Source organism: Kribbella sp. NPDC003557 (genome assembly GCF_040610805.1).
GTDB lineage: Bacteria > Actinomycetota > Actinomycetes > Propionibacteriales > Kribbellaceae > Kribbella.
This window is the reverse complement of the sequence record NZ_JBEXMY010000001.1, coordinates 1,197,114-1,213,087: the sequence shown is the minus strand read 5'-3', so window position 1 is coordinate 1,213,087 and position 15,974 is coordinate 1,197,114. Positions and strand designations below refer to the sequence as shown.

The window sequence follows — 15,974 nt, the reverse complement described above, 5'->3', positions numbered from 1 at the left end:
GGGGTTACCGTTGGGGGGTGACCGCCGCCGCGACGCTCCGCCCGCCTGGGCCGGTGAAGCCTGTCGACCGTCGTGTCTGGGGCCTGGCCGGGGTGGGGATCGGCGGCTTCGCGCTCGCCGGGATCTACCGGCTGACCGGTCTCGGCGTTCCGTGCCCGCTGCACACGCTGACGGGACTCGACTGCCCGTTCTGCGGCGCGACCAGGATGGCCGCGGCCCTGCTCGAAGGCGACCTGAACGCCGCCTGGCACTTCAACGCCGCGGTCCTCGTCCTCGGCCCACTCATCGGTGTTGCCATCGGCTACGAAGTCCTGGCGTGGTCACTGGCCCGCGCCGGTCGGCTCAGATTGCCGAGGCCGCGGCTCAGCCCGCGGGCAGTCTCGATCCTGACGAAGGTTGCCCTGGGCGCCCTGCTGGTCTTCGGCGTCCTGCGGAACTTCTGAACGCCGGTCAGATCAGGCCGGCGCGATGCCAGCCGGCCTGCACGAAGGGCGGGACGACCAGGTCGATCCGCCGGTGGAAGGCGACCTGGTTCAGCATCACGTCGAACCAGACCGGCCGCGGCACCCGCAGCTTGTACTGCGTGTCCCCGTAGGCGAGCACGGTCCCGTCGTGCTCGGTCCACATCCGGGTCACGGCCGCCAGACCGAAGACCTGCTGGCCCATGCGGTTCAGCAGCAGCACGCGGTGCGGCGTGAGGACCGCCGTACCGTTGTCGATGGTGCGCCACTGAGCGGCCGTCGCGTTGCCGTGGGAGCTCCCGAAGGCCAGCCGGATGCCGTCGAACCGTTGCACCTCGCACGGTTCGACGGCGTACGCGTACTCACCGGGCTCCAGCGGCACCGGCGGCGGGAGAGGTTGTAGCTGAACACCCTGGCCCAATGCGCTCCACAGGTTCCACGCATCCCACCAGTCCTGCTCGAACGGATTCAGCACAACCCCTCCCCGGACGCTCTACCGACTAGCGAAGCCCGATCACCAGCGTGTTCGCGGCCTTGTCGTGCCAGCCCTGCACCCGCCCGGAGCTGTCGAACAGCGGCGACAGGTAGACGAGCAGCGCGCCGACGTAGCACAGGAACGAGCCGATCATCGGCAGCAGCCAGCGCATGAAGGCCGGGCCGAAGCCGGGGACCTGACCGTCGGCCGAGCGGACGACCTTGATGCCCATGACCATCTTGCCGACCGTCTGGCCCTTGAACGCGGTGAGCAGCAGTTCGTACAGCACCGTGATCAGGACCGAGATCCCGAGGAAGGCGAAGAAGCCGCCGAGGATGCCGGCGGTCTCGCCGTCGGACACCGTGCCGTCGTTGGTCGCCGCCGCCGTACCGCCGATGAAGACGAAGTACAGGATGCCGACGATCGCATACAGGATGACGGAGTCGATGATGCGCGCGAGCGCACGCGATCCGATGGTCGCCACCTTGACGGTGCCCATGCCGGGGATCTGCACGAGGCCGCTCTGGGCCTGGGCAACCTGGCCGTAGTCAGGGCCCTGCGGGTAGCCGCCGGGCTGGCCGTAGCCGGGCTGCTGACCGTACTGCGGCTGGCCGTAGCCGGGCTGACCCGGCTGCTGGGCATACTGCGGCTGGCCGTAACCCGGCTGGCCGCCCTGCCCGCCCTGGCCTGGCTGCTGGCCGTACCCGGGCTGTTGACCGCCCTGGCCCGGCTGCTGACCGTACTGCCCCGGAGCGCCGTAACCAGGCTGACCCGGCTGGCCCGGAGGCGTCGCACCGGGGTTGCCGTACGGGTTCTGCCCTGGGCCTTGGGCGCCCTGTCCATAGGACGGCTGCCCACCGGGCGCGCCCGGTCCCTGGCTCCGGCCGTCCTCCGGTCCGGTGCCCGGGGGTACGTTCTGGTCGCTCACGATGGTCCTTTCGTCACAGTTCACCCGCGTTTACTGGGCAAAGGCTAGCGGTCGGAGGGCCACAGTGGTGGGCACTTCGGACGCGAAACGCCCGATCTGTGGACAGTTGCACCAATTGACACCAAACACAGCTGCGGGCCGGCGAATCGCCGGCCCGCAGCTGTGGATAACTCGGCTGACGGCCTAGCCGAAACGGCCGGTGATGTAGTCTTCCGTGGCCTTCTCGGCCGGATTCGAGAAGATCTGCTTGGTCGGCGCCATCTCGATCAGCCGGCCGGGTTTTCCGGTCGCGGCCAGATTGAAGAACGCCGTCTGGTCCGAGACCCGGGCCGCCTGCTGCATGTTGTGCGTGACGATCACGACCGTGAAACGGTCCTTGAGCTTCTCGATCAGGTCCTCGATCGCCAGCGTGGAGATCGGGTCCAGGGCCGAGCACGGCTCGTCCATCAGGATCACCTCGGGCTCGACCGCGATCGCCCGGGCGATACAGAGTCGTTGCTGCTGGCCACCGGACAGCCCCGCGCCGGGCTTGTCCAGCCGGTCCTTCACCTCGTTCCACAGGTTGGCACCCTGCAAGGACTGCTCGACGACCTCGGTGAGCTTCTTCTTGTCCTTGACGCCGTTCAGCTTCAGGCCGGACGCGACGTTGTCGAAGATCGACATCGTCGGGAACGGGTTCGGCCGCTGGAACACCATGCCGACCACCCGCCGGACCGCGACCGGGTCGACCCCGGACCCGTACAGGTCCTGCTGGTCCAGCATCACCTTGCCCTCGACGCGGGCGCCGGGGATCACCTCGTGCATCCGGTTCAAGGTGCGCAGGAACGTGGACTTGCCGCAGCCGGACGGGCCGATGAACGCGGTGACCGAGCGGGGCTCGACCGTCATCGACACGTCCTCGACGGCCTTGAAATCGCCGTAGTAGACGTTGAGGCCGCTGACCTCGATGCGCTTCGCCATATCGACTCAGAACCTCTCGTGACTATTTCGACTTGATGGTGCTGAACCGGGCGACCAGCCGGGCCAGCAGATTGAGGACCAGGACCAGCAGGATCAGGGTCAGTGCGGCCGCCCAGACGCGGTCCGCGGCCGGCTGCAGGGCGAGCTCGGTGCGGTCCTGGTTGATCATCGTCGGCAGCGCGCCCATGAACCCGTCGAACGGGTTCAGGTTGATGTTCTTCGAGTAGCCGACCAGGATCAGCAGCGGCGCGGTCTCACCCATCACCCGGGCCAGACCGAGCATCACGCCGGTGACGATGCCGCCGAACGCGGTCGGCACGACCACCTTCAGGATCGTCTTCCACTTCGGGACGCCGAGCGCGTACGACGCCTCGCGCAGCTCGTCCGGGACCAGCTTCAGCATCTCCTCGGTGGACCGCAGGACGACCGGCAGCATCAGCAGCACCAGCGACAGCGACACCGCGAAACCGACGCGGTTGAAGCCGAACACGGTGATCCAGACCGCGTAGACGAACAGCGCCGCGACGATCGACGGGACACCGGTGAGGATGTCGATCATGAAGCTGACCACCTTGGCGGCCCGGGTGCCCTTGCCGTACTCGACCAGGTAGACCGCGCCGAGGATCGCGATCGGGACCGCGATCGCCGCGGTGATCAGGGCCATGATCAGCGTGCCCATGATCGCGTGGTACGCGCCGCCGCCCTCACGGCGGACGGTGATGCCACGCTGCGACTGGCTCCACCAGTCCGCGCTCAGCAGCAGGTGGTAGCCCTTGCTGATCACGGTGATCAGGATCCAGAGCAGCGGGATCATCGCGACCGCGAAGGCCAGCACGATCAGCACGGTGGCCAGGGTGTTCTTGAAGGCCCGGACGCCCGACTTCCCGGTCAGGTCCAGGACCTTCCCGTCGTACGCCGGTTTGTTCTCTGCGATGGCGGTCATGCCGATGCTCCTTCGGCCGCTCCCGCGCGGCGGTTGCGGCGGGGGCGCTTGGCGCCGGGGGCGCTGCGGTCGACGATCACCCGGGCCGCGGAGTTGACCAGGAACGTGACCACGAACAGGACCAGGCCGGCCGCGATGTACGCACCGGTCTTCTCCGGCGAGTCGAACTCGGCGGCGTTGTTGGCGATCTTCGACGCGAACGTCTCGCCGCCGGCGAAGATCGACGAGTTCCACGGGTCGTTGCCGTTCGGCACCGACAAGATGATCAGGACGGCGACGGTCTCACCGAGCGCCCGCCCGAGGCCGAGCATCGAGGCGCTGACCACACCGGAGCGCCCGTACGGCAGCACCGACAGCCGGATCATCTCCCAGCGCGTCGCGCCGAGGGCGAGCGCGCCCTCCCGGTGCGAGATCGGCGTCTGCGCGAAGATCTCCCGGCTGATCGCGGTGACCACCGGCAGGATCATGATCGCCAGCACCACCGACGCGGTGAAGACCACGCCGACGTTGTCGCCCGGCGGCTTCTCGAACACCGGGATCCAGCCGAGCGCGGTGGAGATGCCGTCGATCACCGGGCGCAGGATCGGGGCGAAGAACAGGATGCCCCACAGGCCGTAGACGATCGACGGTACGGCGGCCAGCAGGTCGACCGCGTGCGCGACCGGGGCGGCCAGCCGCTTCGGGGCGTAGTACGTGACGAACAGCGCGACGCCGATCGCGATCGGCACCGCGATGATCATCGCGATGATCGAGCTGACCACGGTGGTGTAGAAGAGCGCGGCGATCCCGAACCGCGGCTCGTCGCCGCCCGGCTCCCAGATCCGCGAGAACAGGAAGTTGCTCTTGTCGTCGGCCAGCGCCGGCACCGCCAGCGCCAGCAGGAAGATGCCGACGAACGCGACGATCAGGACCACCAGGCCGCCGGACCCGCGGGCCAGCCCGCCGAACAGCCGGTCGCCGAGGTGCCCGACCGGGCCGAGCTCGAGCTTGCGGTCCGGCTGCGCCGCGGTCGCCGTGGTCGCCGCTGCGGGGGCCTCGACGCCGGACTCGGTCATCACCTCGGTGGACTGCTGGGCCGCCTCATGGTCGGCGTGTTCGGAGGCCAGACCGCCGAACTGCGGGGTCGGCCCGGCGTCTTCGTGGACCAGATCCTCGATCCGGGGTGTTTCCTGGTCGGCCGTGCCGTCCGGCCGGTCGGGCGGTGCCGTGCCGTCTGGACTACTCATCGATGGTGCTCCAAGCGCCTGAGTCGTGATGTGTCACGTCTGGTTCGAAACGATGCCTGCACGGGTACGAGCCCCGGCCGTCCTCCGATGACTCGGACCGGCCGGGGCTCGCATCAGTACCGCTTCGCGATCAGCTGATCGCCTGGATGGCGGCGTCGACCTTGGTCTGGATCTCGGCCGGCAGCGGCGCGTAGTTCAGCTCGGTCAGCGACGACTGGCCGTCCTTGCTGACGAAGTAGCTCAGGAAGCTCTTCACCAGCGCGGTCTTCTCGGCCGGGAGACCCTTGGTGCACGCGATCTCGTAGGTGACCAGGATGATCGGGTACGCACCCGGGGCCTTGGTCGCGTAGTCCAGCTTCAGGGCCAGGTCCTTGCCGCTCGCGTCGGCGGGCTTGGCCGCGGCCAGCGCCTTGCCGGCCGACTCGGCGGTCAGCTCGACCGGGGTGCCCGAGCCGGTCTCGATCTGGGCGACGCCGAGCTTGTTGTCGACGGCGTACGACCACTCGACGTACGTGATCGCGTTCTTGGTGCTCTTCACGCCCTCGGCGACACCGGCCGACTTCTCCTTGCCGGCGCCGGTGCCGGTCCACTTCTTGGCCGGCTCACCGGTCCAGGCGCCGCCACCGGCCGCCTTCAGGTACTTGGTGAAGTTCTCCGTGGTGCCGGACTCGTCGGAGCGGAAGAACACCGAGATCGGTGCCGACGGCAACGTGACGCCCGCGTTCAGCTTGGCGATCGCCGGGTCGTTCCAGGTCTTGATGGTGCCCTGGAAGATCTTGGCGGCGGTCGGGCCGTCGAGCACCAGCTTGGTGACGCCGTCGACGTTGTAGGCGATCGCGACCGGGCCGATGACCATCGGCAGGTTGACGGCCGCGTTGTTCGCGCAGCGCTTCGTGGCCGCGGTCTGCTCGTCGGGCTTGAGGGCCGAGTCGGAGCCGGCGAAGTCGACCTGGTTCGCGTTGAACTGCTTGATGCCCGCACCGGAGCCGGTCGGGTTGTAGTTCACCGTGACGTCGGCGCACTTCTCGTTGTACTTGCTGATGACTTCCTCGATGGCGTTCTTCTGCGCCGAGGAACCCTCAGCGTTCAGCGTGCCCTTCGGGCATTCGGCACCGGCCGACGACGACGCGGAATCGGGGCTCGCGGAACCCGACGGCTCGGGGTCACTGCCACAGGCGCTCAGTGCGAGGACGCCGAGGGACGCCACGGCGACGGAGCCGACGCGGAACAGGCGATTGACGGACACGAGAGTGTTGCCCTTCTGCGGGAATCAGACTTCTGAACTTCCACAGACGGTAGGGAGACCAGGTGACCGACCGGTCCGTCACTGGTGAACGAGCGGTGAACGGTTCCGGTAGCGTGCGCGACGTCTGGCGTGCCGACAGGCAGCCATTAGGTGAACTGAGTTAGGAGCCGTCACTCTGCGTCGATGTGAACGGCGTTCGGCTCACATTTCGGTAACGCTCAGCGCACCGGCAAGGTGAACGAACGACTGCCGTGGGGTAGTGGCCGGGCGGACGAATGTCAGCTGGAGAAGTCCTCCGGGGCGACGCCGTCCAGGAACTGGCGGAAGCGCTCCAGCTCGGCCTGCTCCTCCTCGGGGGTGGCGACGCCGGCCTCGCGCAGCACGGCCTCGGTGCAGCGGATCGGCGTGCCCAGCCGGACCGCGAGCGCCACCGAGTCGCTCGGGCGGGCCGAGACGCGGGCGCCGTTGGCCAGCACGAGCTCGGCGTAGAACACGGCGTCACGCAGCTCGACGATCTCGACCGCGTCGATCTGCACGCCGAACGCCTCGATCAGGTCGCGCATCAGGTCGTGGGTGAGCGGGCGCGACGGACGCAGGCCCTGCTCCTCGTACGCGATCGCCGTCGCCTCGACCGAGCCGATCGAGATCGGCAGGTAGCGGTAGCCCTCGGTCTCGCGCAGCATCATCACCGGGGCCCGGTTGGGCGATTCCATCCGGATCCCGATCAGTGTCAGTTCTCGCATCATCGTCATGGTGCGCCCCGAACCTCTCCTCAGACCGGCGCCCGGTGGGGAGCCGGTTCCTCGGGTAGGAACATACCCGTCACCTCCAGTGTCACCCGATCGGCCCTTCGGCTGTGCCTGGATCGTCACCGAGCCGTGTCGCGCCGTATCACTACGCGTGCTCCCCAGGGTGCGAGACTTACGGCGCGCGGAAGCGTTCGTGGACCACGGTGCCGTCCGCCAGCCGGTGTGCGACCAGGAGCGCGCCGGTGGAGAACTTGCCCACCCGCAGGCCCAGCTCCCGCGTGAGCGCGGGCAGAACCGGCCGGTGCGAGCAGATGGCCGTGACCTTGCCCGGCTTCCACACCCGCTCGGACAGACCGTGCATCCCGTCCGGATCGGTGTTGTACCCACGCTCGGAGATCTGCGGCCACAGATGGATGTGCCGGTCGATGAGAGCGCCGTACGGCGTGACCGTCGCGACACACCGCTCCGCGTCGCTGCTGATGATCCGGTTGACGCCCAGCGCGGCCAGGACGCCGGTCAGCCGGTGCGCAACCGCCGTACCGGAGTCGGTGAGCGGGCGGAGCGTGTCCTTGCCGTCCCAGTCCTTCCGCTTCAGAGCCTCCGCGTGCCGCACCACCACCACGGTGGCCACGACCGGCACGACGCGGTCCAGCAGGTCCAGGATGTCCACGTCCCGCGGGTAGCTGAGCTTGGCGCGGGCCTTGTCCACGGGCAGCCAGCTGATCTGGTCCACCTCGTCGTTCGGCTCGAAGTCACTGTCGCTGACCGGCTCGGCGGACCAGTAGTGCACGAGCTTCTGCGCGATGGCGCCGTTCTTGCGGATCGTGTACCGCTGGACGCCGAGCGGGGGGCCGAGGACGACCTGCAGCCCGGTCTCCTCCTCGATCTCCCGGCGCGCACCGAGCAGCACGTGCTCGTGGGCGTTCAGCTTCCCCTTCGGCAGCGACCAGTCGTCGTACCGGGGACGGTGCACCAGCAGCACCTGGCGGGTGCCGCGGCGCTCCCGCCACACGACACCACCCGCGGCGATGACCGTCGCCGGGTTGCTCATGGTTTCACTCTAAGACGCGACTAACTGATTCCGTCGGAGGTCCGGCGGCGGCCACGGGTCGCGATCAGACGCTCCTGCAGGTCCCGCAGCGGCTCACCGTCCGGTCCGCTCAGCCGGGGCTGCCAGGTGTCGTCGGCCTGCAGCCACCACGAGCCGGTCCCGTCGTCCAGGGCCTGGTCGAACAGGTCACCCAGCTCCGACACGTGGTCCTGCTGCTTCAGCTGCACCAGCACCTCGACGCGGCGGTCCAGGTTGCGGTGCATCAGGTCGGCCGAGCCGATCCACACCTCCGGCTCGCCGCCGTTCTCGAACAGGAACACGCGGCTGTGCTCGAGGAAGCGGCCCAGGATGCTGCGGACCTGGATGTTCTCCGACAGACCCGGCACGCCGGGGCGCAGCGTGCAGATGCCCCGGATCCACAGATCCACCGGCACACCCGCCTGCGACGCCCGGTACAGCGCGTCACACAGGGCCTCGTCGACCAGGCTGTTCACCTTGATCCGGATCCGCGCCGGGCGGCCGGCCAGGTGGTGGTTCACCTCGCGGTCGATCCGCTCGACCAGCCCCCGCCGTACCGACTGGGGCGCGACCAGGATCCGCCGGTAGCCGGCGCTGCGGCCGAAGCCGGACAGGTGGTTGAAGAGCAGTGCGACGTCCTCGGTGACCACCTTGTCGCTGGTCAGCAGGCCCAGGTCCTCGTAGAGCCTGGCCGTCTTCGGGTGGTAGTTGCCGGTGCCGATGTGCGCGTAGCGGCGCAGGCCGTCCGGCTCGTCACGCACGACCATCGACAGCTTGCAGTGCGTCTTCAGGCCGATCACGCCGTACACGACGTGGCAGCCCGCGTGCTCCAGCTGCCGGGCCCACTTGATGTTCGCCTGCTCGTCGAAGCGCGCCTGGATCTCCACCAGCACCAGCACCTGCTTGCCGGCCTCGGCGGCGTCGATCAGCGCATCGACGATCGGGGAGTCACCGCTGGTCCGGTACAGCGTCTGCTTGATGGCCAGCACGTGCGGGTCCGCGGCGGCCTGCTCGATGAAGCGCTGCACCGACGTGGAGAACGAGTCGTACGGGTGGTGGACGAGCACGTCGCGCTGCTTGAGCGCGTGGAACATGTCCGCCGGGTTGGAGGTCTCCACCTCGGCCAGGTGCGGATGCGTCGACGGCACGAACGCCGGGTACTTCAGCTCGGCCCGGTCCAGGCCGGCGATCGTGAACAGACCGCGCAGGTCCAGCGGGCCGGGGAGCTCGAACACCTCCGCCTCGGTCACGCCCAGCTCGGTCAGCAGCAGCGCCTTCACCTGCGGGTCGATCGACTCCTCGACCTCCAGCCGGACGGGCGGGCCGAACCGGCGGCGCAGCAGCTCCTTCTCGAGCGCGGCCAGCAGGTTCTCCGCGTCGTCCTCCTCGACCTCGAGGTCCTCGTTGCGGGTCACCCGGAAGGTGTGGTGCTGGATCACCTCCATGCCCGGGAACAGCTGGCCGAGGTGAGTCGCGATCACGTCCTCGAGCGGCACGAACCGGCCGTCGGCGACGTTCACGAACCGCGGCAGCAGCGGCGGCACCTTCACCCGGGCGAAATGCTCACCGCCGGTGTCGGGGTTACGGACCACGACGGCGAGGTTCAGGCTCAGGCCGGAGATGTACGGGAACGGGTGCGACGGGTCGACCGCCAGCGGGGTCAGCACCGGGAACACCCGCTCCCGGAAGAACCGGGTCATGTCCTCGCGCTCGTCGTGCTCCAGCTCGTCCCAGCGCAGGATGTCGATGCCCTGTTGGGTCAGCGCGGGTTGCACCGACTTCCGCCAGGTCTCCGCGTGCCGGTCCATCAGCTCCCGGCTGCGCGCCAGGCTGCGGTCGAGGACCTCGCGGGGAAGCAGGCCGCTGGCCGCCTTCACCGCGACCCCGGCCGCGATGCGGCGCTTCAGGCCGGCCACCCGGACCATGTAGAACTCGTCCAGGTTGCTGGCGAAGATGGCGAGGAACTTGGCCCGCTCGAGCAGCGGGATCCGGTCGTTCTCGGCGAGCTCCAGGACCCGCTGGTTGAACGCCAGCCAGCTCAGCTCCCGGTCGGAGAACCTGTCCACGGGGAGATCTCCGGCCGCACTGATGTCGTACGGCGGCTCGACGTCGTACTCCCGGTTGTGGGATGCCAGCAAGTCTCCTGCCACGTTCACCAGGATCCCACCGTTTGGTGAACAACGGGTAGCCGTCAGCGCGTTAGTTGCTAGCGTCACACCTTGTGAACCTCAGACCGGATTCCGTAGTGCGTGACGCGGTGACCGCCATTCAAGCGAACGCTCTGGCCCCGCTGTACGCGCTGCCCGCCGCCGTACGCCGACGGCTGGCCGGGGCGCCGATCCAGATCGACGGGAACACCCTGGACCCGGACCTGCAACTGCTCGTCCGGGTCGACAACTTGTTGCCGAGTACAACCAAGACCGACGCGGCGACCGCGCGGGTCCGGTTCAAGAACCTGTGCAAGCTGATCCCCGGGACGCCCGTAGATGTACAGCGCGTCACCGAGCTGACCGTCCGCGGAGCCGACGGGCAGCTCGGGGCCCGGCTGTACGTGCCGCAGGCCGTGGACTCCCGCGGTCTGCTGGTGTTCTTCCACGGGGGCGGCTGGGTGGTCGGCGACCTCGACACGCACGACGCGCTCTGCCGGGCGATCGCCGCCGACGCCGGGATCCGCGTCCTGTCCGTCGACTACCGCAGGGCCCCCGAGGCGCCCGCGCCGACCGCCGCCGAGGACGCCATCGCCGCGTTCACCTGGGCCGTCGACCACGCCGAGGACCTCAACGCCGACCCGGCGCTGATCGCGGTCGGCGGCGACAGCGCCGGCGGCAACCTGGCCGCCGTCGTCGCCCAGCAGACCGTCCGCCGCGGCCTCCCGCAACCGGCCCTGCAGGTCCTCCTGTACCCGGCCCTCGACCTCGTCGCCCGCCGCCCCAGCCGAGACCTCTTCGCCGAGGGCTTCATCCTGACCGAGGACGACATCATCTGGTACCGCGACCTCTACAGCCCCGACCCCACCCTCCGCCCCGACCCGATCGTCTCCCCCCTCCGCGCCGAAGACCTCACCGGCCTCCCACCCACCTACCTCACCACCGCCGGCTTCGACCCCCTCCGCGACGAAGGCATCGAATACGCCCAAGCCCTCCAAGCAGCCGGCAACCCCCTCACCCACGCCCACCACCCCACCCTCGCCCACGGCTACGCCAGCCTCCTGACAGTCCCCGGCACCACCCGAGCCGCCCACACCCACCTGACCGACTTCCTACGCACCACCCTCTGTGGATAACTCCCGCACCACCCAGCCACCCGCGACTATCGTGACGATCAGCTGACGTACGGCTCTGGAGGGCTACATGGCGTTCGACATCGCGCGGTTCAATTCCGAGTTCGCGCAGGCGCGGCATGAGCAGAAAACAGACCCGAACTTCGACCTCGCGAGGGCCCAGCAGAAGCTGCACGACCTGATCGCGGACGAACCGGACGGCGAGGACCGCACCTTCGCTCTCGAAATGATCGAGGTCCTCGCCGAACCGCCGCCCCCGCCACGTGAGTACGGCCCGCTCTACCACGAAGCCGGAGCCATCCACGCGGCCGCGTGGATCGCCGAGGGGACGGACGAGGAGAGGGCGGACGCACTTGCGGAGGCGCGGCGGAAGATCTGGGCGATCGCCGACCGAGCACCTGACGACGAGGCGCCGCATATCCGGGCGATGACGAGGGCGCTGGATCATCTGGAGACCATGCTGCGTGGGCATTGGCCTGAGGACTGAACGGTGGGCCTCGACCAGCGGGTCTCCCCGGACTCGTTCTATTACCGAGAGGTCGAGCGTCTGTACAAGATCGCGCATTCGCTGCGCCCGGCGGCTGCCGATCGCTGGAACCGCGAGCTGTATGCGACGAGCCTGGACACCCTGGGCGGCCTCGATCCGAAGACCGGCACCCTCCGATTGTCCGGCCATCGGGTGTTGCAGTATCTGACAGGATCGGTGATGCCCGGCCAGGCCGATGATCAGGCCGAGGCGTTGGCCACGGTTCTGCACGAGGCAACGCACGGTGGGATGCAGATCAAGGCGCCCGGCGAGCCGAACGCAGTGTGGACCGAGCACTCCCGGGGCATCTTGGAAGGCTTCGCCGAGGTCCGCACCTTCGCCGACTTCGAGCTTTTCGCGAAGCGTGCCGGGTACGGCGGCTTGACCCTAGGCGATCCGCGATACCCAGGGGCCTTCGCGGCAACTCGAGACCTCATGTCCCACGTCACCGGACCGGCCTACCCGGAGAGTGCTCTGATCAACGATGCCTGCCGGGGGCCAGGCCTCATGCACTTCGACCAGTTCGCCCACGCCGTGGTGGTAAACCAACTGCATGAGCTGACGCACCGTGACCAGCCGACCCAGCAAGCCGCCCGGGCCGAGCTGATCGGCTCCATGCTGCACACTCACTGGCCGACGCTGCCGAGCACGTCGGCGGCCACTGGTGAGCTCGTCGCCCGCGAGATCCGCTCCAACCTGGACGCGAAGGTCGACGGGCTCCGCCGGCACTACCGCCTGAGCGTCCCTCACCGCATGGGTGACGACCCGCCCGGCGTCAGCACTGACCGACGAAGGTTGTCATCCGCCGGCGCCCGCCAAGACACCCTCGACGGCCTCCGCTTCTTGGCCTCGCAGCCCTCACCCACTGGCGCCACCAGCCAGCGTCCGCAACTCGGCCAGGGCGCGCGCAGCTTCGCTTCCGACCTCCGCGGCCGGGGCCACTTGCCGGCTTCAGCTCGTGACTGATGACGATCGAATCCCGTCAGGCGACCGAGAATCGCCGGCCTCCTGCCCATCTACCTCACCACCGCCGGCTTCGACCCCGTCCGCGACGAAGGCATCGAACACGCCCAACTGGCCGACCATCTGAGATCCACTCTCTGTGGATAACTCCCGCGACGCCCGGCCACCCGCGACTATCGTGACGATCAGTACACGAACAGTTCTGTAAGGAGTGGCATGGACGTCGCGCGCTTCAACTCGGCGTTCGCCGAGGCACGGGACCAGCGAGACAGCGATCCCGCCTTCGACCTCGCGGCCGCCCAGCACGCCCTCCGTCAACTCGTCGCAGACGAGCCGGAGGGCGAGGACCGCGCCTGGGCCTTGCGGATGATCGACAAACTCGCCGACCCTCCGCCGCCACCGCGTGAGTTCGGCCCGCTGTACCACGAGGCCGGCGCGATCCACGCCGAGGCGTTCGCGTTCAAGGGCACGGACGAGGAGTGGGCGGACGTCCTGGCGGAGGCCCGCCACAAGATCTGGGCGATCGCCGACCGCGCCTCCGATGACGAGGAAGCCGACATCCGGGCTATGACGAGGCCTCTCGAGCACATCGAGATGATGCTGCGGCAGGACTGGCCGAAGGACTGACGATGAGCCTCGGCCAACGGGTCTCACCGGATTCGTTCGTCTACAGAGAGGTAGTACGCCTGTATCGGATCGCGCGATCACTGCGGCCGACGACGATCGACCGCTGGACCGGCGCGTTGTACGCGACGCAGGCCGACACCTGGGGCGGCCTCCATCCGAAGACGGGTGCACTCAAGCTGTCTGCCGACCGGGTGCTGCCGTATCTGACCGGCTCGGTCCTGCCGGCCGACCGGCGCCGGCAGGCACAGGCACTTGGCACCGTGTTGCACGAGGCGACCCACGGCGGGATGCGAATCGACGCACCGGCCGAGCCGAACGCAGTCCGGACCATGCACTCGTACGGACTGACCGAAGGCTTCGCCGAGGTCCGTGCCTTCGCGGACTTCGATGCGTTCGTGGATCGCGCAGGGTACGGCGGTCTGGCGCTCGGCGATCCGCAATACCCCGGTGCGTTCGCGGCGACTCATGATCTCATCGGCCACCTCACCGGGCCCGCGTACTCGCGCAACACCATGCTCAACGACGTGTGCCGCGGGCCTGGCGTCATGCATTTCGACCAGTTCGCCTACGCGGTCGTGGCCAACCGTCTGCCCGAGTTGACGCATCGCGACCGGACAACGCAGCAGGCCGTCCGCGCCCAGCTCATCGGATCGATGCTCCACGATCACTGGCCAACCCTGCCGGGTGTATCCGTGGCCACAGGTCGACTCGTCGCCGGGGAGATCCGCTCCGACCTGGACGCCAAGGTGGACCAGCTCCGCCGCCACTACCGCCTGACCGCTCTGCCCGGCGGTGCGCCGTCCGACGCCACCTCGGATCGCCGGCCAGCGGCACCACTCACCGCCCGCCAAGACACCCTCGACGGCCTTCGCTTCCTGGCGTCGCAGCCATCACCCACTGGCGCCACCAGCCATCGTCCACAACTCGGCCAGGGCACCCGCAACCGAATCCCGTTGAGCGAGCGAGGAATCAGCGGCCGGGGTCAATGAGAACCGGAACGGCTTCGCGGACCAGTAGAGGTGTGGCCGGACCGGTGATGGGCACGGTGCCGTCGATGTACTGCCAGCCGGTGTCGGCGACGTTGAAGCGGGCGGCGTAGTTGGTGGTCAGGCTGACGCTGACCCCGCCGCGCTTCATGTACTTGTGGGTGATCTCCTTCGACGGGTACGGCCTGCCGGGCGTGCTCGTGGTGAGCGCGGGCGAACCGTCCCCGAAATGCCAGGTGTAGCTGACCGGCGTCGCCTCCACGACCACCGGGAACCCGAGCAGCGTCACCGTAGTCGTCGAGACCTTGCTGTCGGCGGTGTAAACGATCGTCTCCAGATTGACCAACGTCCGCCCCGAAGGCTGCACCTTCACCGAAAGCCCCGGAAACACCACGTTCTTCGTCTCCGACCGCACCTCCTCCCACGTGACGTCCTCAGGCCGAGGCCGCACCACCTCCGGCGGAACAGTCCGCAACGTAACCCGCCGCTCATCACCCCCAGGCTGACACCGCATCGGCCCGGGCACCGACCCGTCCGGTTGCACCCGACCACAGATCCCGATGTTCATCCGGATGTCACGCCGCCTGTCGTCGTCGCTTTCCGTCTTGCGCGGCTGCGCCGGGCGGGTTGGGCGCGTTGGTCTGGTGGCCGTGCTGGTCTTCTGTGCCGGCTTCTTCGTGGGCGTTGTGTCCCGCCGCTCCTGGCGGCCGCGCTGCTTGGCGGACCCCTCCAGGGTGCCTCCCCACCGCTTGGTCTTTCCCTTTACCTTCGGGATGGGCGGAGAGGATGCTTCAGCCAGTGGTGCGGCCGGACTCGCATGTGCCTCGTTCGGATCAGCGGTGAGCAGGACGGCCGCAGCGAGGCTCGCTGTCAGGGCGAACGTCGCGAGAGAAGCGCACGCACAGCGGGCGTGACCTGGCTTCATTCCTTGATTTCCATCTCGTACATAACCCAGTTCCCGCCGCTGGGCGACAGCGTGAACTCCATCGTCCCGGTGTCGCCTCCCTGCGGAACCGGGGACGCGCTCGGCGAGTCCCGTTCCGTGTATGTCCCGGACTTGAGGATCGCCGAACCGCCGAGCCGTCCTGAGCTGCCTCGAAAGATCTCCTTCACGTTGAGGAGATGGTCGCTGTAGTCGCCTTCGAGGGTGCCGTTCCTGGCGTTGGTCTTCTTGACGTAGTCCGCGATCGCCTGACAGCCGACGCAGCCTTTGTCGCTGGCCGCGAGGAGCGGCCCCGAATCGCCCGTTCCGTACGAATAGTTCAGGAGGGCTACGTAGTGTCCGATGAAGGCCTCACCTGCGGCCAGGCTTGCTCCCACTGCGGCTGGCGGACGCACAGGTGGAGTCGCCGGCGGCACGCTCGCGGTGCTGCTCTGGCCGCCAGTCGTCGACGTCGCACTTGCCGCCGGCATCGACGTCCCCGTGGACGTCTGGGGTGGAGGAGCCGTGTTGGGGCGGCCTGCCTCGGGGCTACCTCCGCCGCAGGAGACGAGGAATGCGGTGGCGCTCAGGCAGGCCAGCAGAGTGATGGTTT

General features: G+C 68.6%; 17 protein-coding genes. 6 read left to right on the top strand and 11 right to left on the bottom strand.

Features of this window, described 5'->3' with window-relative positions:
• The first annotated feature begins 17 nt into the window (after positions 1-17).
• Complete coding sequence (locus ABZW60_RS05830) at positions 18-443, top strand: DUF2752 domain-containing protein (RefSeq protein WP_355474429.1); 426 nt, start codon at positions 18-20, stop codon at positions 441-443.
• Between the two features lie 7 nt (positions 444-450).
• Here the strand turns inward: ABZW60_RS05830 and ABZW60_RS05825 are convergent, their stop codons facing one another.
• The 9 genes from ABZW60_RS05825 to ABZW60_RS05785 all read right to left on the bottom strand — a co-directional run bounded on the left by ABZW60_RS05825 (position 451) and on the right by ABZW60_RS05785 (position 10,147).
• Positions 451-936, bottom strand: coding sequence for a hypothetical protein (locus ABZW60_RS05825; protein ID WP_355474428.1), 486 nt, complete (start codon positions 934-936; stop codon positions 451-453).
• A gap of 25 nt (positions 937-961) precedes the next feature.
• The gene (locus ABZW60_RS05820) at positions 962-1,864 is read right to left on the bottom strand and encodes an RDD family protein (protein ID WP_355474426.1); all 903 of its coding nucleotides are present in this window, start codon (positions 1,862-1,864) and stop codon (positions 962-964) included.
• 183 nt (positions 1,865-2,047) lie between these two features.
• Positions 2,048-2,824, bottom strand: coding sequence for a phosphate ABC transporter ATP-binding protein PstB (gene pstB, locus ABZW60_RS05815; RefSeq protein WP_355474424.1), 777 nt, complete (start codon positions 2,822-2,824; stop codon positions 2,048-2,050).
• A gap of 22 nt (positions 2,825-2,846) precedes the next feature.
• The gene (gene pstA, locus ABZW60_RS05810; RefSeq protein ID WP_355474422.1) at positions 2,847-3,767 is read right to left on the bottom strand and encodes a phosphate ABC transporter permease PstA; all 921 of its coding nucleotides are present in this window, start codon (positions 3,765-3,767) and stop codon (positions 2,847-2,849) included.
• Complete coding sequence (gene pstC, locus ABZW60_RS05805) at positions 3,764-4,822, bottom strand: phosphate ABC transporter permease subunit PstC (RefSeq protein ID WP_355474493.1); 1,059 nt, start codon at positions 4,820-4,822, stop codon at positions 3,764-3,766. Before pstC ends, pstA begins: the two co-directional genes overlap by 4 nt.
• A 301-nt stretch (positions 4,823-5,123) precedes the next feature.
• Positions 5,124-6,239: a phosphate ABC transporter substrate-binding protein PstS gene (gene pstS / locus ABZW60_RS05800; RefSeq protein ID WP_355474420.1), complete on the bottom strand. Its 1,116-nt coding sequence runs from the start codon at positions 6,237-6,239 to the stop codon at positions 5,124-5,126.
• Between the two features lie 278 nt (positions 6,240-6,517).
• A complete protein-coding gene (locus ABZW60_RS05795; protein ID WP_355474418.1) occupies positions 6,518-6,982 on the bottom strand; it encodes a bifunctional nuclease family protein in 465 nt (154 codons plus the stop codon).
• A 178-nt stretch (positions 6,983-7,160) separates the two neighbouring features.
• On the bottom strand, positions 7,161-8,039 hold the full coding sequence (locus tag ABZW60_RS05790; protein ID WP_355474416.1) for an NUDIX domain-containing protein: 879 nt from the start codon (positions 8,037-8,039) through the stop codon (positions 7,161-7,163).
• 20 nt (positions 8,040-8,059) lie between these two features.
• Positions 8,060-10,147 (bottom strand): RNA degradosome polyphosphate kinase, encoded by a 2,088-nt coding sequence (locus ABZW60_RS05785; RefSeq protein ID WP_355474491.1) that lies wholly within the window; start codon positions 10,145-10,147, stop codon positions 8,060-8,062.
• A 167-nt stretch (positions 10,148-10,314) separates the two neighbouring features.
• Between ABZW60_RS05785 and ABZW60_RS05780 the strand changes: the two genes are divergently transcribed.
• The 5 genes from ABZW60_RS05780 to ABZW60_RS05760 all read left to right on the top strand — a co-directional run bounded on the left by ABZW60_RS05780 (position 10,315) and on the right by ABZW60_RS05760 (position 14,442).
• Positions 10,315-11,340 (top strand): alpha/beta hydrolase, encoded by a 1,026-nt coding sequence (locus ABZW60_RS05780; RefSeq protein WP_355474414.1) that lies wholly within the window; start codon positions 10,315-10,317, stop codon positions 11,338-11,340.
• A 67-nt stretch (positions 11,341-11,407) separates the two neighbouring features.
• Positions 11,408-11,824 carry a hypothetical protein gene (locus ABZW60_RS05775; RefSeq protein WP_355474412.1) on the top strand — a complete coding sequence of 139 codons (417 nt, stop codon included), beginning with the start codon at positions 11,408-11,410 and terminating at the stop codon, positions 11,822-11,824.
• 3 nt (positions 11,825-11,827) lie between these two features.
• Positions 11,828-12,829, top strand: coding sequence for a hypothetical protein (locus tag ABZW60_RS05770; RefSeq protein WP_355474411.1), 1,002 nt, complete (start codon positions 11,828-11,830; stop codon positions 12,827-12,829).
• 213 nt (positions 12,830-13,042) lie between these two features.
• A complete protein-coding gene (locus tag ABZW60_RS05765; RefSeq protein ID WP_355474409.1) occupies positions 13,043-13,453 on the top strand; it encodes a hypothetical protein in 411 nt (136 codons plus the stop codon).
• Positions 13,454-13,455: 2 nt separating this feature from the next.
• Positions 13,456-14,442, top strand: coding sequence for a hypothetical protein (locus ABZW60_RS05760; protein ID WP_355474407.1), 987 nt, complete (start codon positions 13,456-13,458; stop codon positions 14,440-14,442).
• On the opposite strand, the gene ABZW60_RS05755 is transcribed toward ABZW60_RS05760, so the two are convergent.
• Positions 14,423-15,364 carry a PKD domain-containing protein gene (locus ABZW60_RS05755; RefSeq protein WP_355474406.1) on the bottom strand — a complete coding sequence of 314 codons (942 nt, stop codon included), beginning with the start codon at positions 15,362-15,364 and terminating at the stop codon, positions 14,423-14,425. The genes ABZW60_RS05760 and ABZW60_RS05755 overlap by 20 nt on opposite strands.
• Positions 15,361-15,852, bottom strand: coding sequence for a DUF6318 family protein (locus ABZW60_RS05750; RefSeq protein ID WP_355474404.1), 492 nt, complete (start codon positions 15,850-15,852; stop codon positions 15,361-15,363). The genes ABZW60_RS05755 and ABZW60_RS05750 overlap by 4 nt, the downstream gene beginning before the upstream one ends.
• Between the last annotated feature and the right edge of the window lie 122 nt (positions 15,853-15,974).